This window comes from Methylophaga sp. SB9B, from assembly GCF_004832235.1.
Classification (GTDB): Bacteria; Pseudomonadota; Gammaproteobacteria; order Nitrosococcales; family Methylophagaceae; genus Methylophaga; species Methylophaga muralis.
The window spans coordinates 196,397-220,645 of sequence record NZ_SSXS01000001.1 but is presented as its reverse complement, the minus strand read 5'-3'; the positions used below and the strand labels follow the sequence as shown (position 1 = coordinate 220,645).

Annotated in this window: 26 protein-coding genes and 1 pseudogene; 8 read left to right on the top strand and 19 right to left on the bottom strand. The window is 45.5% G+C overall.

Annotated features, from left to right (window positions below; genetic code table 11):
- Nucleotides 1–37 precede the first annotated feature (37 nt).
- From E8Q33_RS01085 to E8Q33_RS01070, 4 genes are all read right to left on the bottom strand, one after another.
- Nucleotides 38–2,296, bottom strand: a complete 2,259-nt coding sequence (locus E8Q33_RS01085; RefSeq protein ID WP_136552249.1) for a lipopolysaccharide kinase InaA family protein — start codon at nucleotides 2,294–2,296, stop codon at nucleotides 38–40.
- Nucleotides 2,297–2,368: 72 nt separating this feature from the next.
- Entirely contained in the window at nucleotides 2,369–2,701 is a 333-nt protein-coding gene (locus E8Q33_RS01080) for a multidrug efflux SMR transporter (protein ID WP_069295663.1), read from the bottom strand.
- Between the two features lie 9 nt (nucleotides 2,702–2,710).
- Nucleotides 2,711–3,079, bottom strand: a complete 369-nt coding sequence (locus E8Q33_RS01075) for a YidH family protein (protein ID WP_069295664.1) — start codon at nucleotides 3,077–3,079, stop codon at nucleotides 2,711–2,713.
- Between the two features lie 3 nt (nucleotides 3,080–3,082).
- A complete protein-coding gene (locus tag E8Q33_RS01070; protein ID WP_136552247.1) occupies nucleotides 3,083–3,724 on the bottom strand; it encodes a 2OG-Fe(II) oxygenase in 642 nt (213 codons plus the stop codon).
- A 184-nt stretch (nucleotides 3,725–3,908) separates the two neighbouring features.
- Between E8Q33_RS01070 and E8Q33_RS01065 the strand changes: the two genes are divergently transcribed.
- The 6 genes from E8Q33_RS01065 (at nucleotide 3,909) to E8Q33_RS01045 (ending at nucleotide 10,014) form a co-directional block, all read left to right on the top strand.
- Nucleotides 3,909–4,649 (top strand): ferredoxin--NADP reductase, encoded by a 741-nt coding sequence (locus tag E8Q33_RS01065; RefSeq protein WP_136552245.1) that lies wholly within the window; start codon nucleotides 3,909–3,911, stop codon nucleotides 4,647–4,649.
- A gap of 239 nt (nucleotides 4,650–4,888) precedes the next feature.
- On the top strand, nucleotides 4,889–5,692 hold the full coding sequence (locus tag E8Q33_RS01060; protein ID WP_371413237.1) for an amidohydrolase: 804 nt from the start codon (nucleotides 4,889–4,891) through the stop codon (nucleotides 5,690–5,692).
- A 107-nt stretch (nucleotides 5,693–5,799) separates the two neighbouring features.
- Nucleotides 5,800–6,066, top strand: coding sequence for a M20/M25/M40 family metallo-hydrolase (locus E8Q33_RS16610; RefSeq protein ID WP_371413236.1), 267 nt, complete (start codon nucleotides 5,800–5,802; stop codon nucleotides 6,064–6,066).
- Between the two features lie 34 nt (nucleotides 6,067–6,100).
- Nucleotides 6,101–7,381, top strand: a complete 1,281-nt coding sequence (locus E8Q33_RS01055; RefSeq protein ID WP_136552243.1) for an aspartate aminotransferase family protein — start codon at nucleotides 6,101–6,103, stop codon at nucleotides 7,379–7,381.
- Nucleotides 7,378–8,637: an ectoine hydrolase gene (gene doeA / locus E8Q33_RS01050; RefSeq protein WP_136552241.1), complete on the top strand. Its 1,260-nt coding sequence runs from the start codon at nucleotides 7,378–7,380 to the stop codon at nucleotides 8,635–8,637. Before E8Q33_RS01055 ends, doeA begins: the two co-directional genes overlap by 4 nt.
- 15 nt (nucleotides 8,638–8,652) lie before the next feature.
- A complete protein-coding gene (locus E8Q33_RS01045; protein ID WP_136552239.1) occupies nucleotides 8,653–10,014 on the top strand; it encodes an NAD-dependent succinate-semialdehyde dehydrogenase in 1,362 nt (453 codons plus the stop codon).
- Between the two features lie 43 nt (nucleotides 10,015–10,057).
- On the opposite strand, the gene E8Q33_RS16605 is transcribed toward E8Q33_RS01045, so the two are convergent.
- The 4 genes and pseudogenes from E8Q33_RS16605 to E8Q33_RS01030 form a co-directional block, all read right to left on the bottom strand.
- On the bottom strand, nucleotides 10,058–10,216 hold the full coding sequence (locus E8Q33_RS16605; protein WP_211116060.1) for an ABC-type transport auxiliary lipoprotein family protein: 159 nt from the start codon (nucleotides 10,214–10,216) through the stop codon (nucleotides 10,058–10,060).
- A 20-nt stretch (nucleotides 10,217–10,236) separates the two neighbouring features.
- Nucleotides 10,237–10,644: pseudogene (locus E8Q33_RS01040) on the bottom strand (membrane integrity-associated transporter subunit PqiC); the annotation flags it as partial.
- A gap of 12 nt (nucleotides 10,645–10,656) precedes the next feature.
- Nucleotides 10,657–12,315, bottom strand: coding sequence for an intermembrane transport protein PqiB (gene pqiB / locus E8Q33_RS01035; protein ID WP_136552237.1), 1,659 nt, complete (start codon nucleotides 12,313–12,315; stop codon nucleotides 10,657–10,659).
- A gap of 6 nt (nucleotides 12,316–12,321) precedes the next feature.
- Nucleotides 12,322–13,662 carry a paraquat-inducible protein A gene (locus E8Q33_RS01030; protein WP_247869856.1) on the bottom strand — a complete coding sequence of 447 codons (1,341 nt, stop codon included), beginning with the start codon at nucleotides 13,660–13,662 and terminating at the stop codon, nucleotides 12,322–12,324.
- 499 nt (nucleotides 13,663–14,161) lie between these two features.
- Between E8Q33_RS01030 and E8Q33_RS01025 the strand changes: the two genes are divergently transcribed.
- Nucleotides 14,162–14,461, top strand: a complete 300-nt coding sequence (locus E8Q33_RS01025) for a DUF4282 domain-containing protein (protein WP_247869855.1) — start codon at nucleotides 14,162–14,164, stop codon at nucleotides 14,459–14,461.
- A 57-nt stretch (nucleotides 14,462–14,518) separates the two neighbouring features.
- Here E8Q33_RS01025 and E8Q33_RS01020 read toward each other — a convergent pair whose 3' ends face one another.
- The 10 genes from E8Q33_RS01020 to E8Q33_RS00980 form a co-directional block, all read right to left on the bottom strand.
- A complete protein-coding gene (locus E8Q33_RS01020; RefSeq protein WP_136552235.1) occupies nucleotides 14,519–14,860 on the bottom strand; it encodes a zinc ribbon domain-containing protein YjdM in 342 nt (113 codons plus the stop codon).
- 129 nt (nucleotides 14,861–14,989) lie between these two features.
- Nucleotides 14,990–15,460, bottom strand: coding sequence for a VOC family protein (locus E8Q33_RS01015; protein ID WP_136552233.1), 471 nt, complete (start codon nucleotides 15,458–15,460; stop codon nucleotides 14,990–14,992).
- Nucleotide 15,461: 1 nt separating this feature from the next.
- Nucleotides 15,462–15,845 (bottom strand): YciI family protein, encoded by a 384-nt coding sequence (locus E8Q33_RS01010; protein WP_136552232.1) that lies wholly within the window; start codon nucleotides 15,843–15,845, stop codon nucleotides 15,462–15,464.
- A 1-nt stretch (nucleotide 15,846) separates the two neighbouring features.
- Nucleotides 15,847–16,683: a YciI family protein gene (locus E8Q33_RS01005; protein ID WP_136552230.1), complete on the bottom strand. Its 837-nt coding sequence runs from the start codon at nucleotides 16,681–16,683 to the stop codon at nucleotides 15,847–15,849.
- Nucleotides 16,684–16,693: 10 nt separating this feature from the next.
- Entirely contained in the window at nucleotides 16,694–17,137 is a 444-nt protein-coding gene (locus tag E8Q33_RS01000) for a nuclear transport factor 2 family protein (RefSeq protein ID WP_136552228.1), read from the bottom strand.
- A 62-nt stretch (nucleotides 17,138–17,199) separates the two neighbouring features.
- Nucleotides 17,200–17,892 (bottom strand): RNA polymerase sigma factor, encoded by a 693-nt coding sequence (locus tag E8Q33_RS16600; protein WP_371413247.1) that lies wholly within the window; start codon nucleotides 17,890–17,892, stop codon nucleotides 17,200–17,202.
- Between the two features lie 17 nt (nucleotides 17,893–17,909).
- On the bottom strand, nucleotides 17,910–18,428 hold the full coding sequence (locus E8Q33_RS15820; protein ID WP_247869854.1) for a sigma-70 family RNA polymerase sigma factor: 519 nt from the start codon (nucleotides 18,426–18,428) through the stop codon (nucleotides 17,910–17,912).
- Between the two features lie 25 nt (nucleotides 18,429–18,453).
- Nucleotides 18,454–19,116 carry an SDR family oxidoreductase gene (locus E8Q33_RS00990; RefSeq protein WP_136552227.1) on the bottom strand — a complete coding sequence of 221 codons (663 nt, stop codon included), beginning with the start codon at nucleotides 19,114–19,116 and terminating at the stop codon, nucleotides 18,454–18,456.
- A gap of 141 nt (nucleotides 19,117–19,257) precedes the next feature.
- Nucleotides 19,258–19,848 carry a DUF5610 domain-containing protein gene (locus E8Q33_RS00985; protein WP_136552225.1) on the bottom strand — a complete coding sequence of 197 codons (591 nt, stop codon included), beginning with the start codon at nucleotides 19,846–19,848 and terminating at the stop codon, nucleotides 19,258–19,260.
- A 61-nt stretch (nucleotides 19,849–19,909) separates the two neighbouring features.
- A complete protein-coding gene (locus E8Q33_RS00980) occupies nucleotides 19,910–21,136 on the bottom strand; it encodes an MFS transporter (protein WP_136552223.1) in 1,227 nt (408 codons plus the stop codon).
- Between the two features lie 414 nt (nucleotides 21,137–21,550).
- Between E8Q33_RS00980 and E8Q33_RS00975 the strand changes: the two genes are divergently transcribed.
- The gene (locus tag E8Q33_RS00975) at nucleotides 21,551–23,656 is read left to right on the top strand and encodes a TonB-dependent siderophore receptor (RefSeq protein WP_168800114.1); all 2,106 of its coding nucleotides are present in this window, start codon (nucleotides 21,551–21,553) and stop codon (nucleotides 23,654–23,656) included.
- 99 nt (nucleotides 23,657–23,755) lie between these two features.
- On the opposite strand, the gene E8Q33_RS00970 is transcribed toward E8Q33_RS00975, so the two are convergent.
- Nucleotides 23,756–24,247, bottom strand: coding sequence for a hypothetical protein (locus tag E8Q33_RS00970; protein ID WP_247869853.1), 492 nt, complete (start codon nucleotides 24,245–24,247; stop codon nucleotides 23,756–23,758).
- Between the last annotated feature and the right edge of the window lie 2 nt (nucleotides 24,248–24,249).

Below are 24,249 nucleotides of genomic sequence, written 5' to 3'. Positions count from 1 at the left end.
TTACGCCGAGTAGCTGGGGAATAAAAGCCAGTTAGTTTTAACTACTGCTTTTTAAGCGGTTGAAAAGTCGTTTGATAGCCTTGCGACCATAACGGCGTTTGAATTTGACTTTAAAATCATAAAGATAAAACGGCAAACGGCAACGGAAGTTGAATGGTATTTTGTATTTGGTTTGCTGTAGATAAAGTCCGACCAGTTTTTCTCTGCCTTGCCAATGCAATTTATTGCAGATACGTGTCAGATCAGACAAACGCTCTGAAAGGGTTGCATTGCGGTTGAAAAAGCGAGCCCGGTTGATATCGATCAGGGTGAACTCCAGTTTCTCATCCGCTTGCTTTTTGATCAGAATATTGCCGCCAGCCAGATCACGGAAAAACACACCGCGACCATGCATTTCCAGCAAAAATTGACTGAGTTGTTGATATAACTGATCTTCACTGACACCTTGGTATTCGGTCGCACCGTCATTAAAGGCGGTGAGAATTTCTCTGGCGGAGAAATCATGATCAACCAAGTCACACAGATAAAAATTTTCAGTCAGCGTTTTATCATCGGTCCGTTCAAAATAGGCGATAGGTAAACCTGTTGGAATACCACGACGTAATAATTCAGCTGCAGCGTTCCAACTACGTTTTGATTTACATGGCTTGAATTTATCAAGCAGTCGCTTATGAGCTGGCATACGCAAAGGTTTTTTGGCGACAATGGTTTTATCCATCAACCCGTCTATCCGCCAAATAACATTACGCGCCTTGCGTAAAGTGGTTTCTTCGGTAGCCTTTGGTAAATAGGCCGGATGCAGTTTCTGCTTAAACTCATCCGCTTGCTCGGCGTTTTCGGCAATCAACAAGCCTTTCCAGCCATCTTGTTCAAACTCGTACAAATTCTTACCGGGAGCATGGCGATAAACCGACACCCTTTCCCGTGCTTTTGGACTGGCTTTGAGGTCAATTTTTGCATTTGCGGGCCAGCAAAGAAAAATAGGAGATTCAGTGACAAATTCAGGTTGTTCAACGGCAATAGCGCCATCCCGAGTGATGGTTTCAACATCGTCCAGTTGTGATGGAGCATATAAAGCATGCATTGGCATTGCCTGCCCATTAGCCGTCCACAACACATGAATGAGTTTATCTTTACTGCGAAATGCATGTACTTCAATGGCTTCTGCAGTGGCCAACGGTCCCTCATATAAACTGCCAGGAATCAGCTGGATAAAGTTTTGCATCGCATAAAAAGCCGGACGCAGTCTGAAATCTTCACGTTGGCCCAATACTGAACGGTAATGAGTGATTCTTTCTAGTTCAGGGTAGGTTTCGTAACCATCATCAATCAGACCTTCACGATGACAGATGAACGGACCCCAATAAGCTTGCTGCATGGCACCTGAGACTGCCAGTAAGGTCATATAACGACTTAAGTAATCAGCCTGTTTTTCTTCACCATTGACTAACACCCGGCGGATCCGTGGCAAAGTCCAGAACGCGGCTGGTGAAATAAATTCTTTGACACCAAAATCGTCAGTTATTTTTTTCAGAATACGGGCTTTTTTAACCAGATTTACTTTCAGCCGCATCGCCAGTTTGGTGCCGAAGATACGATGGTCAAAGCGTTCGGGTTCGGTAACACGTTCACTGAATAAATTATTGGTATGAATATCCGGCAGTTGATTGTCACGCCGTAACCGTGTCAAAACCGCAATATTGTGCAGCGGTTCGAAATCAGAAATGTTTGGCCCAGCAATCTTGATATGACGCGATTTGATTTCTTCAAACGCGATGCGCCAAGTATTAAAAAAACTCTCAGTATCATAACCCGCCCAACGACGACGGTTACTGGTTGAACCGATTTCAATCGCACTGACGCGAGATCCAAATCGACTGGCAGCCGTCTGCACAAATTCACGCCAGCGTAATTGCGCACTTCCGGTTTTCATTTGCTGGGCTTCGGTAAACGGTTGCACTAAATGCAAAAGCACTTGAATGTCGGTTGCTAGTAAACGTTCCAACAAACGAGTGACCGGTCCGCCTTCATCACCATAGGTAAAATCAAGACGAACCTGTTTAATTTTTAATGCTTCAAGTTGTTGCAGGATGTAATCATCAACAGCAGGATCATCTGATGTGGTCACGCCAACACCTACAAAATCCTCTGGCACAAGGTGCTTAGCTTTGGGTAAATGACCATCTGGAAGTGCTAAACGACCGGAAAACACATAACGCATGGCATTACCCAAGGAATTTGCATCCATTAATGGGCCATTTTCAATTTTGTTGTGTGTTTTGTCCGACGAGCTCATAAAAAAATCCGAAAGTTATTTCGCCCTGCAGTGGACGATTTGAAGCAAAAAAGCTTGATTAAGTAGGTAAGTCTAGTGTGTAACGCTGCTGGAAAATACATTTAACACTATCACGCCACCCAAGATCATTGATATGCCGATGATGGCGGCCATATCGAGTTTTTGACTAAAAACGACCCAACCTATCAAAGCAATCAGTACCACGCCGAGTCCCGCCCAAATAGCATAGGCGATACCAACAGGGATGACTTTTAACGACAAGGATAAAAAATAAAAAGCAACAACATACCCCAACACAACTGCTACCGATGGCCAGAATTTGGTAAAACCATCAGCAGCTTTAAGAAAGCTCGTACCAAAAACTTCAGCAATAATTGCCATACTTAGCAATAACCATTTAGACATGATGAGGACTCAGTTGTAGGTGAGAAATAAGCTGATAGCCAATAAGCTACCAAGCAGAGCTACGATTAAACTTACAACGACGCCCCATTGCGTCCGATAACCTTCGGGGAATTCTGATTCCCCTAACGTTTTTAATACGCGCTGAAATTGTCGGGCTGCATAAACGGTTGTAAAACTGCCTAACAAAATAAAGGCTAAACCAATGACAAAGGTCATGGTGGTATTCAGGAGTTCCTGCCCGTTGGCTAATATCTCAATTAATAGTCCCGAGCGTTCAATTAAAAAACCAAACATGATGAAGGTCAAACCCGTGCGATTCCAAGCCAGCAAAGTACGTTCTGCAGCAAATAAAACACGAGGGTCTTGGAGATAAGACATCAGCTAAGCCGCCTTCACTTTTCGCTTGCGTAACCAGCTTTTAAGTTTGGCACTAAGTTTGTGAAAAAAACGATGTTTGTTGCTAGCCGCTTCACTGGTCAGAAAGTTTATCTGTATAGAACGGCGAGTACCTTCATAACTCGGATAGCCATGCCAGCAATTATCCGTCACTTTAAATGCCACCAGTGAACCTGGGCCAGGAATGATTTCATCCACATAATCTTCCATGTCGTGAGCATTATTTAAAATTCGTAAACGCCCCGTTGCTGCATCCCAACTTTCATTGAGATAAATCAAAATGGTCACCAACTTGGTTTTCGAATCAGTATGGATGCGGCCGTCTTTTTGTCTTGAATAACCACGTAAGGTCATCATCATCGGCAGATCCATGACCTGCACATCGAATTTATCGCAAATGATCTGCCGAAATTCAGTACTGTCTATCGCATTCAAAAAAGCTTTGAAATCATCATTAACCGGCACATCATCAACATTAAAACTGCCACCATCGTCGATAGCCGGAAAGTCACCGATAACACGGTCTAATACATCCGAACGGATCGAGCGTTCCACCTTAAAAAAAGGAAAAGGAATACGATTGACGGGGGCGGCCTTAAGGGCCTGCATATCCAGTACTGAATTCATATGAGGTTCTCGATACTGCTTGGAGTTTAGAGTAAACAGCATCATATGATAATACAAAACAGCCTATCAATCAGATTGCCAGTTAACGGCAACCGATAAGAGCTTAGATCTATTTTGTTGTTTGCTATAACTTACTGATATGGTCTTTTAGAAATTAACTTGAATTAGCGGGCAGGAGTAAGTAATGACAAAGTGGAGTGAAGGCCGCGTAATAGAAAACAAGCAATGGACAGAAAATTTACATTCAATAAGAGTTGATGCGGCAATTGATGCATTTGATGCCGGCCAGTTTACTCGTCTGGCAATGGAAATTGATGGTGAAGAAGTGAGTCGTCCATTCTCATTGGTCAATGCACCCGCTGAAAAAATCTTGGACTTTTACTTTATCGAAGTTCCTGGCGGGGTATTTTCAACCAAGCTGGCTAAACTTAAAGCTGGAGACAGTATTCAAGTGGCTACCAAGGCCACTGGTTTATTAACACTGAAACAGCTCCCGCCGGCCAAAAAATTATTCTTGCTGGCCACCGGCACTGGGATTGGACCGTTTTTATCAATCATTAAGACTTCAGATGTCTGGCAACAATTTGAACGGATAAGCTTGGTACATGCCGTTCGTTTTACGAAAGAACTGACCTATCAGCAAACGATTCGCTCCATTGCCGAAAACCATAGTCATCAATTCAGTTACATCCCGATGGTTAGCAGAGAACCTAGTGATTATGCGATTCCTGGGCGGATCCCCGCAGCCATTATGGATAAACAACTGGAATTGCGTGCTGGTGCGCTAATTGACTCTGACTGCCATGTGATGTTATGCGGCAATCCGGATATGGTGCAGGACACCATGGATGTATTGATTGAGCGTGGATTAAAAAAGCACAGCCGACGTGAGCCCGGCCATATCAGTATTGAAAAATATTGGTAATTCATCTCAACGCTTGTTATGGTCGAACTACGGTGATAACGAGGTCATTTGAACCAAACAGGTCATAAACGGTCACAAATTGCATAGCACCAGCTCGTTGGTTTTAAAGCGAGATAACTATTCTGTAATACCATCAAATCAATTTTTAATTGCACCATAGAGTCACATTGTGACCTGCATATGTTTATCAACGGATCACCCAACAATCGTGTTGCAAGATCCAAAACAGGGGAGGGCTCATGTCTGATGTCTGGCAAGACACCATCACCACAGCTGAAACAATACGCCGTGAATTTCATGCTCATCCGGAAATGGGCTGGCAGGAACATCGCACCGCGCAACGTGTTCGTGAGATCCTTAGCTCACTGAATATTGTATGGCGCAGCTGCGCCGGTACTGGCACGGTTGGCATACTTAATCCCAATGGCACTGCGGCACCACATATTGCCCTGCGCGGTGATATGGATGCATTGCCTATTCACGAAGCCACGTTAAAAGCCTGGAGTTCGATGAATGAAGGCTGCATGCATGCCTGTGGTCATGACGGCCACACCGCAACCTTATTAGCTGCGGCCAAATGGCTTAAATATCATGAAGCTCAGCTAACTGGACCAGTCAGTTTGATTTTTCAGCCTGCTGAAGAAGGTGGTCATGGCGCAAGAGAAATGATCAATGACGGCGCGCTTGATGGTGTTGACGAAATTTATGGCTGGCATAACTGGCCAGCCATTCCTTTTGGTCAAATGCTGTGTCCGGATGGCTTGGTGATGTGTGGGAACGGCACTTTTAAAATCACCATACACGGACAAGGTGGTCATGCCAGTCAACCAGAACTATGCCGTGACCCGGTGTTAGCAGCCAGCGCAATTACCTTAAATCTGCAACAAATCATCAGTCGTAGACTGGCTCCTCAACAAGCTGCAGTGATCAGCGTGACATCTATTGAAGCACCAAGTGCGCCGACGGTTATTCCGCAGAATGCAGTGCTTGGCGGCAGTATCAGGTTCCTGACAGAAAAACCCGTGATGAAATTTATCGACTGATTACTGAAATCAGCCAGCAAACTGCAGCAAGTTATGGCGTTGTTGCCGAAGTTGAAAATTTCCCGCGCTATGACGCGACCATCAATCACCCGGCGCAAGCTACTCAAATGCGCAGTTTATGGCAGGAACTTAACGGTGCTGACTCTCTGGACTTTGTCACCGCAACACCGATTATGGCCTCCGAAGATTTCAGTTATTACCTGCAACATATTCCCGGGGCCTTTGCTTTGATTGGCAGTGATGACGGTCCGGATCATCAAGTGCCATGCCATAGCCCTTATTACGACTTTAACGATCGCCTGATACCGGCGGTCACACGATTGTTTTCACGCCTGGTTGGAGTTGGCGTACCTGTTCCGGAGGAACTGCCCTAAATCGTCCCAGTGACGTGTTCAAGAGGAGAATTAAATGAGCATATTTGAAGAAAGAGAGTCTGCGATCCGCGCCTATTGCCGGGTGTATCCGGTAGTGTTTGATACAGCGATCAATGCAAGGCAGACCGATGAAAACGGCAAGGAATATATCGATTTCTTTGCTGGTGCCGGCGTATTGAATTTCGGTCATAACAATCAACGCATGACTAAAGCGGTCGTCGATTACATTCAATCCAATGGTGTAACGCACAGCCTTGATATGCATACCACGGCCAAGCGGCAGTTTATGCAGCACTTCACCGATACCATCCTTAAACCTCGCAATATGCCGCATAAAATGCAGTTCATGGGGCCAACGGGTACCAATGCCGTAGAAGCTGCGATGAAACTGGCCAGACGCGTCACCGGTCGTCAGGATATCGTGGCTTTTAGCCATGGGTTTCATGGCATGACGCTGGGCGCTCTAAGTGCAACGGCCAATCAATATTTCCGCAATGCAGCCGGTGTGCCGCTCAACCACGTCAAACATTTTGCCTTTGGCTGTGAGGAAGTCTGTCCTGGCTGTGATTTAGGCTGTGGAATGAACAGCATTGACCAGTTAACCGCAATTTATCAGGACAGTTCCAGTGGGATTGCGCCACCAGCGGCATTTTTGCTGGAAACCATTCAGGCCGAAGGCGGCGTTAAGGTCGCTTCCAAAGAATGGCTGCAGGCACTGGAGAAATTAGCCAAAGAAGTGGGCGCATTACTTATCGTCGATGATATTCAGGTTGGCGTTGGCCGTACTGGTTCCTTTTTCAGTTTCGATGATTTGGGCATTGATCCAGACATTATCTGTCTTGCCAAAGGCATTGGTGGCATGGGTACCCCGATGGCGATGAATCTGGTGAAACCGGAACTCGATGAACACTGGTCGCCCGGTGAGCATACCGGTACGTTCAGAGGCCAGGATATTTCCTTTGTCGCTGGTGATCAGGCACTGACTTATTTTGACGACGATGAGTTGATGAAAGAAGTTAAAGCCAATGGTCAACAAATGGCTGCAGCACTGTCCCCGCTGGCGCAGCGATATCCGGATGTGAATGTGACGGGTAAAGGCATGATTCTCGGGCTGGATGTTGGCACCGGTGACAGAGCCAAAGCCATTGTGAATCAGTGTTTTGATGCCGGCTTAATGATTGCCAGCTGCGGCACTGGTGGACGGGTAGTCAAATTGATTCCGCCATTAACCACACCTCAGTCTGACTTAAAGACGGGTTTGGATATTCTGGTTGAAGTGACTGATAAAGTCATGCAGATGGAGGAAGCCGCATGAGACATCGTGATGATATGACTTTTCCGTTTGAAGAATACGAGCGACGACTAAGCGAGTTGCGGGAACGTATTGAAGAACGGCATATGGACGCCGTGGTGATTTCTGACCCGGAAAACATTATGTATCTGACGGATTATCAGACCACCGGTTACTCATTCTTTCAGGCGCTGGTCGTGCCGCTGGAAGCCGAACCATTTATGATCACCCGTAAGCTGGAAGAGTCTAATGTGATTCATCGTACCTGGGTGGAAATTACTCGGCCCTATCCGGATACCGGTGATGCGATTCAGATGCTGGTCGATGCGCTGCGCGAGTTTGGTCTGGATAAAAAACGCATTGGCTATGAACGTAACAGTTATTTCTTCCCGGCTTATCATCAGGATTGCATTCATAACACGCTGACCGATGGCAAATTGCTGGATTGTTTTGGCATCGTTGAAGAAGGGCGGGTCTGCAAATCCTCGATGGAAATTGCCTTGATGCAAAATGCAGCCAGAGCCACCGAAGCCGGTATGCAAGCCGGTATTGATGCGGTTCAGGCGGATGCCACCGAGAATGAAATCGGCGCCGCTATCAGTGCAGCGATGTTTCGCGCTGGTGGTGAACCGCCCGCCGTAATGCCGTATGTGACTTCCGGCCCACGGACCATGATTGGGCATGCCACCTGGGAGGGACGGATTGTACAACCCGGTGAGCATGTTTTTCTGGAAGTTGGCGGCTGTTATCGGCGTTATCACACCGCCATGATGCGTACTGTAGTTCTAGGAAAGCTTAGTCCATCGATGTACAAGGCTCAGGAAATTATGAAAATGGCCCTGGATGCGGTGCATAACAATTTCCAGCCAGGAATGACCGTGTCGGATGCCGACAATATGATCCGCAATATCATTACCAAAAATGATATCGGTGCGCGGTTAGTGACACGTTCTGGTTATTCAATCGGTATCGCTTTTCCACCGAGCTGGGATGAGGGCTATATCGTTAGTCTTAAACAAGGTGAATCAGCGGTACTCAAACCCGGCATGACGTTTCATATTATTCCGTGGATGTGGGGTGTTGATGGCGATAAAACCTGCGGTATTTCTGACACCATTCACATAACTGAAGATGGCTGCGAGTCCTTTTTTACTATGGATCGGGATTTTGTGGTGAAAGCCGATCAGGGCAAACAAAAGCTCATTTCTGTTGATAAAAGCGCAAAAATTGAAGCGAAGGCAGACAAGCAAATAGAGCGCGCCCAGAATTCAGCCAGCTAATCTATTGAGGTTCACATGCTAATAGCAACAAATCCATATAGCGGAGAAAAAATCGGTAGTTTCCCGACCCTGGATAAAAATGAAATGTATGCTCGCATTGGTGAGGCTAATATGGCTTTTGCCGATTGGAGTGATCGCAGTTTTGCTGAACGGGGTGAGGTGCTCCGAGCAGTTGCCAAACAATTACGTGCAGAAAAACATGATCTGGCCCAACTGATGGCATTAGAAATGGGCAAGCCCATTAAAGAAGGTGTACCAGAAGTTGAAAAAGCGGCGTTCTGCGCGGAATTTTATGCCGATAATGCCGAAAAATTCCTGAGTCGGGAAACCATCGAATCGGATGCATCACTCAGTTATGTTTGTTATCAACCCTTGGGAACCTTACTGGGGATCCTGCCGTGGAATGCGCCCTTATGGCTGGCATTTCGTTATCTGGCACCGGCGTTGATGGCGGGTAATACCTGTGTAATGAAACATGATCCAAATGTACCGCAAACGGCACAGGCAATTGCCAATGCCTTTTTAAAAGCCGGTGTACCGGAAAATATTATGGTGAATCTGCCATTGGAAACCCCTGAAGTGGAATTAGCAATTGGTGATCCACGGATTATGGCTATTTCATTTACCGGTTCTGGTGGTGCTGGCAGAAAAGTCGCTGAAATGGCGGGCAGTGAAATAAAGCCCTGTGTATTGGAATTGGGTGGTTCGGATCCAAGCATTATTCTGGCAGATGCAGATCTGGAAACAGCGGCCGATGTGGTCTGTCTTTCACGTGTGATTAATGCCGGTCAATCCTGTATCGCCGCCAAACGCATTATTGTCGAAGCAGAAATTTATGATCATTTTGTTGAATTGCTTTCAGCGCGATTGAGCAAATTGCAATTGGGTGACCCATTGCAGCCAAATACCGATATCGGCCCGATTGCCCGTAAAGATCTGCAATTGAATTTACATCGGCAGGTTGAAGACACGGTAGCCGCAGGTGCCAAATGTCTATTGGGAGGCGAACTGCCGGATACTAACGGGTTTTTCTATCCGGTCACTTTATTGACTGATGTTACGCCAACCATGTGTGCGTTTCGAGAAGAAACTTTTGGTCCGGTTATGGCGTTAATAAAAGCAGAAGATCACGAACATGCACTGGAAATGGCTAATGACACCGAATATGGATTGGGCGCCAGTGTCTGGACTAAAAATGCTGAGTTAGCCACCCATTTGGCGATGCAACTGCAATCAGGACAAGTCGCGATCAATGGCATCGTCAAAACCGATCCTCGCTTGCCTAGCGGAGGCATCAAAGGTTCTGGCTATGGACGCGAACTGGGACCACACGGGATTCGTGAGTTTGTAAACGCCAAACAGGTGTGGATTAAATAATTTGATAAAAAGGGGTGACACAACGGTGTTCACCCCCTTTAATTTAGCGTTGCTGAATTTGCGATGCGAGTTGTTCTGCCAGCTTATCCAAATTGCTGCCCAATGCCCGAACCAGTGCGGGGTAACCATCGGAAGCCAGGGTAGTTTCAATATTGAATGGGCAATAACGATTAGTTTTCCCTGACTGTCTTGCAGTTGCCATTGTCCACTGGTCACGGCATTGCCATTAAAATGCCCCTGAAATTGCTCAATCTCCAACTGTAAAGTTAATGCGTCTTGCTTCAATCCCCGACTGTCCGAAACCACCAGCCTATCCGGGAGCCGTGAACTCAAACGGTTACGCAGACCACGGCGAATTTGTTGGGCCAGATTTTCCGCCCAAAGATTTTCTCGTGCCTGATGCAAAGTAATATCATCCAGTTGCAACACAATGCGATCACTATCAAGAAATTCTGCCAAACGGATCGAGCCGATGACTAAAACCTGCTCAGCACTGGTTGAAATCTGTGTTGTGGCTTGCGTAGTTTCTGGCAGGTTATAACGCTCTGTATTAACAGTTTTGGTGGCGCAAGCCACCAAAATTAGCAGAAGCAGAGCGCTCAATAACGATTTAAAGAATGTTAATAACATGGGGCATCCTGATTATTCAGTCGGGGCTCTAGGTAAAGGATCGCTGCTGTTACGACGATCAAAAATCAATGCATTGGGTTGTTCGCCCAAAGTGCGGGCAACGGGTTGAATATCACGCAGTAATTTTTCCAGTCGTTGCAGGGTGCCGGTCATCTCCTGATAGGCTGATGAGTCAGGTGACAAGCCTTGCAGCGTGGTACGAATTTCTGCCAATGTCTGATTGATATTGGCAGGAATTTCCTGGGTTTCTGAAGCATTGACCAATGTCTGAATGCTGGCTGTCAGATCACGAATTTCTTTCAGCATGGTTTCAGAGCTTTCCAGATTACGATCCATGCCGGTTAAAATCGGCTCGACTTCCAGTTGATTGAGTTTATCCAGCAAATTCGACACCTTCAGTTCAATTTGCGCCAAGCCTGTTGAACTGGTTGGCAGAACCTGATGGCCTTCGAAGGTTCTGGCAACGAATTCATAGGTACCATCACGCTGGAAGTTAAGATCAATAAATAAAGAACCGGTCAGCAGATTGCCTGATTTGAGTGTGGCTCTTAATCCGGCATTCAGCATGCGATCAAACCGCGCCTCCCATTCCTCAATATTTACTTTTTCTTTGCCACCAAGGCGTTGAGGTTCCAGACGAATCAAAACTGGTATAGCAAAGCCACTCTGGGCATTACGCTCCGGCGAAGTAAATTTCCACGGCACACTGGAAACGGTACCAATACGAATGCCACGAAACTCCACTGGCGCGCCTTTGGAAAGCCCACGAACCGTATCTTCAATTAACAATACGTATTCCAGATATTGGGTATAGGCTTCTTGACGTGCACTTTCTTCGTCGCCATATAAGGTATAAACACTGTCAGCCTGTGCTGGTGAACCCACCGGTAAATCTTCCAGCACGCCAAAGGTCACACCACCGCCTAATAAAGCTTCCAGCGATGCGATATTGACCTTGAAGCCTTCAGAATCCAGTTTTAAATCTACACCACTGGCGGACCAGAAACGTGTGCCTTCGGTAACCAGAACATCATAAGGACTTTCAATAAATAACTGATGACGCATTTCACGGCGTTCACTATCGAATTCAGCGCTTTCAACACGGCCCACATTGAATCCCTGGTAGGTGACGGGATCACCAACACGCAATGAGTTACCCAATTGGCTGATAAGTTTGATACGTAAACCTTGTATACCGAGCGTGGAAATGGGTGGTTGTTCCAACACCATAAACTCACGTTCTTCGATGTTACTTTCTCCGGGTTGAAGTTGAATATAGGCTCCTGAAAGTACCGTATTAAGTCCGCTTATGCCTTCACGACCAATTCGCGGTTTGACTACCCAGAAGCGAGAATCCTCGACCAGCATCGGCTCTGCTTCTGGATTAATACGGGCAATAATCAAGGTATGGGTTAAATCATCGGATAAACGAACCTGTTCTACCTGGCCAATATCCACATTACGTGTTTTGATCATGGTTTTACCGGCCTCGATACCTTCTGCATTGGCCATGGTTAAGGTGATTCTCGGCCCAATGCGAGTGTAATTGTCGTATATCAGCCATAAGCCGATCAGCAGAGCCACAATCGGCACAATCCAAATCGGCGAAAATCGGGATTGTTTTCCGGATTTGGCTCGATGTGGATCGACGACTTTTTCTTCAGCGGTGATAGTTCATCACTCATTAATGGTTTCCTTGGACTGCTTTTTGATTGATGTTTGGGGGGAATCCCAAATCAACCGTGGGTCAAAAGTCATTGCGGCTAACATGGTTAGAATCACCACCGCACCAAACGCCAATGCTGCTGGACCGGGAGTGATCGACATTAAATTGCCGGCTCTAATCAATGCCACCAGTATAGCCACAACAAATAAATCTACCATGGACCAACGGCCAATAAATTCCGTAACGCGATATAACTTGGTTCGGGTGCTGGCTCCCAGTTCGTTACTTCTCCGTACCACCAGCGATAACCAGATTAACGCAAGTATTTTGCCCACCGGGACGATAATGCTGGCAAACAATATTACAGCGGCAATGGGCCATGAGCCCTTTTCTATCAACTCTATCACTCCGCCAATAATGGTGGCAGGATTACTTTGCCCGAGCAGGGTCGTGGTCATGATGGGATACACATTTGCTGGAATATACATCACGATTGCCGCAGCTAACAGCGCCCAGGTCCGTTGCAGACTATGCGGTAAACGAAGATGTAATGGTTCGCCGCAGCGGCGGCAATGACCGTGGCCCGACTCATCCACTTCGTTAATCAAGCCACAGGTGGAACATCCTGCCAGACCTTGTGAAGCTGCTGTTTCCGCTGTACGTATACCCTTCGGAGCCTGCGGTTCACCCGCCAGTGAAAACCACATCCAGTCAGCATCAATGGAGCGGGTTGTCATTAATAACAGAATGGCAAAAGCACAAAATGCCCAGAATGACACGCCTAATACAATCTGCGCCATACCGGCAATTTTAATCAGGCTGACCAGTGCCGCGATAATAAATACATCCGCCATCATCCAGGGATTCAGATGCGTGAGTGAACGGGCAATGCCTCGACTGAACGGAAATGGTACGCCACGTAATAGCCCCAGTTGTAACCAGATTACTCCGCATAGATAGACTGCTGGCAACACAATTATGGTTAACGCAACAATGATCGCCACCAGTGGTTGATGAAAACCAATCATGCTGGTGGCAGTTTGGGTGAGCTCGATATTGTTACCAATACCTCTGGCTTCAAAGCTGACAAACGGAAACGATATCGCCAGAATCAGTGCAATCAAGGCACTTATCGCTAATGCCATGCTGCGTTGTGCCGGGCGGAAATGTCGGCGTACCAATATATGACCACAACGGGGACAGGTAGCGTGTTCGCCGCCCCGTAATGCAGGCAAAACCACTACCCAGTCACACTCATGACAGGCACGCATTCTGCGTAGTGAAATACGGCTTTCCGGTGAATACGGAGCAATATCAGCAGGTATGTTTTCGATTGTAGCGGGTTGCTTCAAATCAGTTTTCCGTGACGTCGTTCATGTAAGGAAAGGCGATAGCTGGCATTATACGCATTGGCAATAGATATGTTGGGCATCAGTAGACAGATAGGAAATTCAGCTCTGTTGATATGACCTTTAATTAAAAACGATGTTCATTTATTGCCTGTTTGGGGTGTATTCATACACTGAAAAACTGAAATGGATGTTAGTTAACTAGGGCTTGTTTATCTTTCATATCCACCACTGCTGGCGGCTATTTTTGTGTCCGACAAGGCGGAAAGCACGCCGTGTAGTTCTTCCTACATAAGTGATTGACAACACAGTCGGCCGCAAAAATAGTCCCAGCCCTACGGGTTGTGACTGAAAAAGTATCACTTATGTCCACGGATGGACTGTATGCCGGCGCGCCAGGGAGGCGCGCGCCGGTCTGCGTTGCTCGTCGCTTATTTAGAACAACTAAAAGGCGCTCTTCGTGCCTTGATTGATACTTTTTCAGCCCACAACAGAGGCGGAGATGAAAGATAAACAAGCCCTAATACTGCATCCACTGATTTATCTAGGAGAGAAAGAAGTGAGAGATATTCTGTTTTTTGATTCGATGTTAACGCCAAAAATCATTACGTTGGTTTACTGGTTGTTGTTAGTAGCGGTAGTGGTTTCAGGCATCGGAATGATGTTCTCTGGTGGTTTTGGTAGTTTCATTATGGGAATATTTACCATGCTTGCAGGTGCTGTGGGTGCACGTATCTGGTGTGAACTGCTAATCGTACTATTCAAAATCAATGAAAACATGAAAAAAGTAGCGGATAAATAATTCCCACAAAAAAGGGCTCGTTTAGAGCCCTTTTTGACTAATGCGAGTGTCGACTTCTTAGACTTTCTTAACAAACTGCGATTTAAGTTTCATCGCACCAATGCCATCAATCTTGCAATCAATATCGTGATCGCCGTCAACCAGACGAATGTTTTTGACCTTGGTTCCGACTTTTACCACTAGCGAAGAACCTTTCACTTTCAGATCTTTGATAACTGTTACGGTATCGCCATCCTGTAAAACATTGCCATTGGCATCATGAATCTCATCTGAACTTTCACCATTGTCTGTCGCCGTAACTGCCGACCATTCATAAGAACATTCCGGACAAATCAGGATACTTCCATCTTTGTAGGTATATTCGGAATCACACTTCGGACAATTGGGTAAATTGCTCATTTCAAACCTCAGACTGCGTTGACATAGCGCGCTATAGTACGCCAGCAGGCAGTTTTTTGCTGATAAATGAGCTATAAAACATTAAAACCATTCTCTAAGTAAAGGTTGTCAGGTCATTACAAAAAAATGTTATTTGGCTTGCTTGTAAGCCTGTTCCAGCTGAAAAACGTTCAACTTATTCATTGTCAGTAATGCAGACATGACTGCCGGAGCACGCTGTTTATCCTGCAACATTTTATCCAGCATCGTCGGTACAATCTGCCAGCACACACCAAATTGATCCTGAACCCAACCGCATTGCAATGTCCTGCCGCCATTGACCAGCAATCTATCCCAAAGAAGGTCGATTTCAGCCTGACTCACGCAGCTGACTAACAATGACATCGCATGATTAAATGCCACATCAGTGCCACCATTCAAAGCAATAAATTGCTGTTCCTCGATCTGAAAGGTAATCGAAAGCACAGAGCCAGCCGGACCAGGTCCAGCAGTGTTGTAATACAGGCGATCAATTTCTTCACCACCAAAAACCGAAAGATAAAACTCAACGGCTTGCTGAGCATTGTCGTTAAACCATAAACAGGGCCTGATCTTTTGCATATCAGTTTCCTTTGCCACCGCTGCTATTGTGTTCAGTCTGCAATTCACGCACGGGGCGAATTTCAATACTGCCGTATCTGGCGGGGGGAATATTGCCGGCCAATTGAATGGCTTCGTTAATATCCCGCGCTTCCAATAGATAAAACCCGGCCAGCTGTTCTTTGGTTTCGGCAAAAGGCCCATCGGTCACTGTCACTTTGCCATTGCGAACCCGAACAGTAGTGGCCGTCTCGACCGACTGCAACGCTGAACCATCCAGCATATGGCCACTGCTTTGCAGTTTTTCACCACAGGCCATGCATTCCTGATTCAGACTGTCCCATTCCTGCTGGGACATTTGATTCATGATTTGTTCTTGGTAATACACCAAAGCCAGATATTTCATCTCAAGCTCCTTCAATACATTGACCGCAATTAATCATCCATGGCGTGCCAAAACGATCCACCAGCATGCCAAACCGTTTTGCCCAAAATGTGGGCTCAAACGGCGTTTGCACCATGCCACCTTCGGCTAGTTGATTAAAAGTGGTCTCTGCCTGCTGCTCATCTTCAAAGGCTATCTGCACATTAAAACCCTGCGGTTTTTCAAACATGCCGGGAGGGCAATCCGATCCCATTATCATCCAATTGCCGACTTGAAGAGAGACATGCATGACTTTGTCAGCGAACTCGGCAGGCATCTCATCCGCCATCGGGGATTCGCCTCCGATCATCATCATGACTATATCGCCACCCAACACCTCGGCATAAAACGCAAAAGCTTCACGGCAGTTGCCATCAAATAACAAATAAGAGCTGGTGGAAAGCGGTTGTTTACGGAGTTTTTGATCAAGCTCGATATGTTTCTGCAAACCCGGTCCATCAGCAAAATCACACATTTCATATAGCTGTCTGAGTTCCAGTTCAGCATTGCCATCAGCATCTTCAACCGGCCAGCGTTTGGCCCAATCCAGTGCTTCCTGTCTGGAATTGACTTCAATAATGGTGTACCCGGCGAGTAATTCCTTGGTTTCAGTGAACGGGCCATCAGTAATAATTGGCTTACCTTGCTGAAATTTAATGCGGGTCCCATCACGGGTTGGTTTCAAGCCTTCACCTGTTCTTAATATTCCTGCCTGAGCCATTTGCATGTTGTAGTCACCCATGGCTGATAATAATTGTTCGCTGGGCATTACACCTTTTTCAGTATCGGTATCGGCTTTACGTAAAATCATGAATTTCATTGTGTGCTCCTTACCAGGCAGATTCAGTTTCAGGGGTAAGCTGAAACAACGCTGAGCCTGTTGCCATATCAAACGGCAAGGAAAAGTGCTCATGAATAATCAACCATTTTCCGTGATTCTTTTGATATACCTGAGTGCCGCGAACCCAACCGACTTGTTCTTCTCCGGTTTTTTCATCAATACCACCACACTGATTAAGGAAGAAACACACCGCCAGTTCCCCATCAACCTTGATATCAATCTGGCCGATTTCAAAGTGAGTCATCTTGCACGTCTGCAGGCAACGTTGCCAATGCGCCTTATATTGATTGCGACCAGTAAATTGCAATTCGGCAATCGCATCAAATGCCCGGATGTCTTCAGCATAAAAAGGCATGATATTTTCGACATTCTGACTGATTACGGCCTGTTTCCAGTTTTCTAGTTGTTGTTCAACTTCAGTTTTCACATTCATAACTTTCTCCATATTGAAAGGCTCGAATATCTGGCCTTATTAACTAGTCGAATGGGAAACCGCTAAATCGACAACATTGGCAATTCATCTAAACGTTTTTGTAAAAAACGCTGTTCAGGGCCTTGTTGAGTTAATGCAAGTGCTTTTAAGTAACAAAGGCGAGCAGTATCAAAGTCCTGCAGACGGCGACATAGATCCGCCTTGGCAGCATAAATCAGGTGATAGTGATTCAGTTCACCTTGAGCAAACAATTGCTCAATGATAGCCAGTCCTGCCTCTAGACTATCCAACATGGCAATTGCGACAGCTTGATTTAACCGTACAACGGGTGAGTCGACGTGTTGTATCAATGCATCATATAAACCAACGATCTGCTGCCAATCAGTCTGGTCGAATGATCTGGCCTCAGCATGAACTGCAGCAATAGCGGCTTGCAGAGTAAAGGGGCCAAAACGCTGAGTTTGCAAAGTCTGAATAACCAGCTCACAGCCATGCTGAATCTGCTGCTGATCCCACAGGCTGCGATCCTGATCTTCCAGCGTAACCAGTTCGCCATGGGCATTCACTCTGGCATGACGCCTTGAGTCTTGTAACAACATTAACGCCAGCAAACCGTTTACTTCTGGTTCGGGCAATAATTGTGCTAATAATCTGCAAAGTCGAATCGCTTCACTGGCTAAATCATGTTTAACCAATAATTCGCCATTGCTGGCAGAATAACCTTCATTAAAGATCAGATAAATGACCTGTAGCACCGATTGCAGACGTTCTGCTAACTGGTCTGCATCAGGGACTTCATAAGGAATACCGGCTTCGCGGATTTTATTTTTGGCGCGGACAATGCGTTGGGCAATTGTGGTTGGTTTCTGCAGAAAAGCCGGGCGACTTCTTCGGTGGTCATGCCGCATATTTCTCGTAGTGTCAGTGCCAATCGAGCTTCTTCGGCCAATGCCGGATGACAGCAGGTGAATATCAGTCGTAACTGATCATCTTCAATCTGCTGCTCTTCGAGCAAAATATCTTCTGCAGCCAGTTCGTCAGTGATGGTATCAAGGGAATAATCAAAACGTGCCTGTCGGCGCAGATGATCTATCGCTTTAAAGCGCGCTGTGGAAATCAGCCATGCACGTGGATTATCTGGAACGCCATCGACTTCCCATTTCTGCAGTGCAATTGCAAAGGCTTCATGCATGGCTTCTTCGGCCAGATCAAAATCACCCAGCAAGCGGATTAAGGTACTAAGAATCTGCCGTGACTCTGTGTGATAAATTTGATCGAGCAACGGTTTCATATGTGCACTTGAAAGCGGGTCTTAATTAACCCAACCGTCCTTTTACAGATTTTATAAAAGCTTGCTGAATCGGCATGTCACCCTGATATAACTCTTCAATCTGATTAACCGTTTCTGAATGATCCAGACATTGCAAAATGCAGGCTGCAACATTTGCACGAGAGATAAATTGTTGTTCTTGATCTGTTGGGCGAGTGGTGGTGATTGTGCCGGTTAATGGACCATCGGTTAATCTGCCGGGGCGCAGAATGGTATAGGGCAGATGGCTTTCAATAAGGTGTTTATCGGCGAAATGTTTGCAGATGTTGTAATGCTTGATGGCTGGTGTGCCGTGTTCGGGATCGCCTGCATCGCGGGAACTGACCATAACAAATTGCATAATGTTATGTTGTTTTGCCTTATCAATGGCTTTACAGGCTCCCCATAAATCCACCAGTATGGTTTTATCGGCACCGGTTTTGCCACCTGAACCAGCTGTAAATACAACCTTGTCACAATCGGCAAATGCTGCATCTGGCAAGTCGGCTTCCAGATCTGCAATCACAACTTCAGCACCCATCTTTTCAAATTCGGCAGCTTGTTCTGCTTTGCGGAGCATAGCTTTAACGGGCAGTTTTTGCTCAGTCATCATTTGAATTAATAGCTTGCCGATTTGACCATTAGCACCGATCACAAGTGTTTTATCCATCTCTAACTCCTTTGTCTAAGACAAGGAATGAACTAGCAAATTAATAAAACAGAGTATGACGAGTATCAGGCAGAACTCAAGAGGGGGAAAACGGGGACGGGGATATACCGCCACCCATAATGGATGGCGGTAAAAAGCTTTTTAAGCTTCGCGTGAAGACTGGTAATTTTGCAAAAAGGACTGTAAACCTTGCTGCACTAAATCGTAGGTTTTATCGATATTGCTGGCGATATCACCTTGCAACACATTCAATCCACCGAGAATGTCACGAGCTTCTTTAAAGCCCTGATCGATTCCACCGCCAATCACTTTAACAAATGATTCCAGCGCTTCATCCAGCGACATATTCTGCCGGGTGCTGTAATAAGCATCAAAAAACGCCGTGCTCATCTGCACGATACGTTCCGAGGTGGCTTCCGGTGATACATCAATACCTTGGTCGTAGGCTTTTTGAATAGCATTATCACCAAACTCAGCTTTTAAAGAATCATTGATACCTTCTAAAGCCGTTTTGTAAAGCAAAGCCATCGCGCCGTCACCATTAGCTTCACTGATGTTGAACGACACTTTCAGAATAGACAGGTTTAGCTCACTGTTGGAATCGGCAACAGAAAACTTTTTTTCCTGCGCCATAGCTGAAATCTGCTGGCCCAAAGGAACATCCTGCTTATTGACGGGATCCTTTGCCATTGAGCTGACGGTTTGGCCGAACGGGGCAGTATTAATAGTCATATTATTGTCCTCAAATGGAACTACGCTAAGGTTAGCGGCCCGTTAAATATGGACTTTAATTTTAATTCGCAGCATCGCTGAAAGCTTTCTCTGCTTCACGTATCGGTGCCAAGGCCAAGCACCAGCCAATAGCCATAAATACCAGCATTCCCATCAGGATGGCTTCAAATTGCACACCACCATCAATTAAGAAGCCTAAAACTGCAGGTGCCAGACCCGTTGAAAACACCATAAAAGCTGATTTGACACTGCGAACCCGGCCCAGATGTTCTCGTCCCCACAGTACCACCAGTAAGCTATCTACCACTGGTGAAGACATGCCAAGAGAAATACCGGCACCAATCATTAAAATTAGAATGCCAGCATTGCCGCCGATCAAAACTGCCAGGATGATCGTTAACGCAAAAGGAATAAGATAAAGTCTTGCTAACACTGCCACTCCCCATTCATCCACCCAACGACCACCCAATAAAGAACCAGGAAAGCGGGCAATGCCCATCGCCGTCAGACCAAGAGCATAGGCTGTGGTGGAGGCATTTAAATCCATGGTCATTTGTGCTTGGAAAATAAAAATACCGGTCAGCGTTACGGGCAAAGCCATGGTCAGTGGAATAATCAGCCAAAACCTTTTTTCCAGCATGGGGTTGGGGCCTTTAATTTTGTTGCCACTACTATCCCGCTTTATTTCAGGTGCCTCGGGCCAGGGCGCCATAAACAATAACAACAACCAAATCAGCAAAATAACTGCTGCTACTGCCCACCAGATTTGTTGCCAGCTCAACCAGCCAATCAATAAAGCGATTATTGGCGCTAAGATAATTTCACCCAATGGCATACCCAGACTGACCAAGCCGAGAGCCCTGCCACGATTAAGGGTAAATTCTCGCCCAGCCAAGGTGCTACCAAAATGGGTCATCAAACCCTGGCCACATAAGCGAACCAAACCTAAGCCGATAACAGCTGGAATTAACCATGGCGAGGTGGTCAACAAAATTACACCAGTCAGTAATGCAGTCAGTACTAATAAGGCATAGCGGCGAGGAGCAATCCAATCCAATTTCTGGCCGTAATGTAATACCAAAAAGCCACTTGCCATAGTAAGCGCGGCATACACCGCACCGAATTCACCAGAAGATAAATTTAATGAGTTGGCAATGTCAGACTGAAACAGGCCAATAAAAAAGCTTTGCCCAAGGTTGCCGGTAAACAGTGCTACAAAGCCAATGGCCAACAGACCAAATTGATTGCGGATCAAACTGAAATAACTGTTTGCTTGAGGAGAATTCATAGATTCCGTTTGTTATAGATAAGCAGAGTGACGTGTTCCATAGGATGGGAAAGTCTATGGTTGGAAAATTATAAAGCACTGAACCAAGTACAGGCTAATCAACTTAAACCTAGCCTGGTGATAAAACTACTTAAATTCTAGGCACGGGTTAAATCCGTTTCTGTCGAACATTATTAGCTTGGTAAATGCATAATCCAGAATCTTTATAGCTCAAATCGACAAAATTATTTTGATAACATCATTCAGCTTTAAATGACCATCCCGCCTGATTAAATTACTTGTTAGTCATTGAATTATGGCTGAGAAATTCCAAAGAGTGCTTGCTTACAATGATTTACATTAATACAAATGCAAATGATTTGTATTAGCAATTATCAGTGTGTAAACTTTTTTAAATTTATTTCAGGTAAATTTATGAAAATTGGTACACGACGAGTCCTCACATTTTCTCTAGCATCACTTTGCTGCGGAATGGCAATTGCAGATACTGAGCAGCAACCAATTACAGAGCTACAACAGCAAGAAACGTCTGACAATGTCAGTCTGGATTCTCTTCATGTCTATGGTGAACCAGATGAGACTAAATCGGCTACAAAGCTGAATTTGACCGTTTTTGAAACACCTCAAATCGTATCGGTTATTTCGAATGATCAAATACAGGATTTTGCATTACGGGATGTAAATACATTATTGAAATATGCGCCGGGTGTAACGGTTGAACAGGTTGAAACCGGAAGAACTTATTACACCGCACGTGGTTTTGATATTGTGAACTTTCAATACGATGGTATCGGGTTGCCTTTTTCCTTTGGTTTAACACAAGGTCATGATGACACGGCAATGTATGAAAAAGTGGAAGTCATTAAGGGCGCGAGTGGATTGATTACCGGTCTGGCTAATCCTTCAGCCACGATTAACTTCGTTCGCAAACGGCCCACTGATGAATTCCAGGCTTCGGCGAAAGCATCTTATGGCTCATGGAATACCCGTCGAGTCGATGCTGATATTTCAGGACCAATTAATGATAGGGTGCGTGGACGTTTAGTCGTTGCAAAAGAAAAAGGTGACTCTTATTTGGACCGTTATACGACGGATCGGGATGTGTTTTATGGAATCGTGTCAGCCGATCTGACAGACAAAACGGAACTGACTTTTGCCCACAGTGTTAATGATACCTACAGCAAAGGTAATTCATCTGGTGCATTGCCACTTTTTTATAGTGATGGCTCTTTAACCAATTACGATGTTTCTACCAACACTGCACCTGATTGGGCTTATCAGGATATAAAACAGACACGAAGTTTTATCGAACTTGAACAAGAGTTAGGCCAGAACTGGTCCGTAAAGGGTATTTATACCCAGAATAAGCAAGAAAAACAGTGGGATTCATTCTATCTTTCAGGTAGCCCAGATGCCTTTACTGAAGAAGGTTTAACAGCCCATGCCAGTCATTATGATGCACAAGACAAAGAAAAAATATTCGATCTTTATCTTAGTGGTCAGTTTGAATTAGCCGGCAGGGAACATGATCTGGTGGTAGGCATCAATAAAGCTGATATTAAACTTACAGGACGATCTATTTACTCTAGTGAATGGAATTATGCCCCGGTTGGTTCTAATTGGGCTGCAGGCTACACCCCTCGACCAGCATTTGATGTTTATGATGCAGCAACCCAATCAACCAATATTGATCAAGACCAAGACTCGGCCTATTTCTCAACCAGACTTCGTGCCACTGACAGGCTTTCCTTTTTACTAGGTGCTAGAACGGTCAAGATTGAACAGGATGGATTCAGTTATGGAGCCCCACAAAAAGTATCTGATTCAGAGACGGTGCCTTATGCAGGTGTAACCTATGAAATTATCGACGGAACCATGCTCTATGGTAGCTACAGTGAAGTATTCAAAGCCCAGACCTGGGTTGGTGCAGATTTATCGCCGTTAGGTTCGGTGAAAGGCGAAAGCAAAGAAATTGGTATCAAACAGGAATTTAATGATGGACGCGCCGTATTAACCATAGCCCGTTTTGAGTCCAGACAGGAAAATTTTGGTGAATGGATTGATCGTGATACAGCCTCGGGACTAAATATTTACCGTGGTGTTGACATGGAGAGCAAAGGTTATGAAATTGAGTTATCTGGCGAAGTCATAGAGCGATTAAATCTGAGTATGGGTTACACACACTTGGATATAGAGGATGAAAACGGTGATAAAACTCGAACCTTTATACCCACTAATCAATTCAAAGTAGCCGCAAGTTATCATGTACCTCAAGTTGTCGGACTCAATGTCGGTGGCGGGGTAAGATGGCAAAATGAAATTTACGTTGGCGATGTTGAAGTGCAGGGAAGTTACACGTTGGTAGACATGTTTGCTCAGTATCAACTGAACAAAAATGTTTCGCTTGCCTTAAATCTGTATAACGTCGGCAATGAAAAATATCTTGAAAGCCCACAATGGGGACAGGCAATTTATGGTGCATCTAGAAGTGCTCTAGGCTCGGTGACCTGGACATACTAAGCTTCAAATAAAAATAGTCGGGCATCAATTCTGATGTCCGACTATCTGGCTGAGGCTTAGTTATTTACCAATCATCTTTATCTCAGAGTAATTTGTGATTTAAATACGCAGCAGATTTTGAATAATTTCGTCTTCAGTTTTACCTTGGGTGCGCAAGTTGTAATAGTACTGACAAAGAGCCGAGAAGCTATGTGGAGTTTGTAGCGTTGGAAGTTTGGTGAACCATTCCAATCGATCTACCGCGGTTTCATTAATGCGATGTTCGAGCAGCATATCTTCCAGTTGGGCGGCCCGATTGGCGATCATCCGGTGACTTTCATCAAACCGGTCAGCCGCGATAACCAGCAATTCTGCGGTACGTTCAATTTCCGCTTTTTCATCGGTCACTTCAGCATGGCTGCGTTTCACTAACCATTCCTGTGGCGACATTTCAACCTGTCCATCCAGCCATAAGGGAATCTTTGATTCATCAACAACCGCCACGGCATCCATTTGTGGGGCATTCTCTTGGTCACATCCCGCCAGTAAGAATATAAAAGATAAACAGAAGATTAACTTTAAAGATGAAAATGAGACGGTTCGAACAAACATAA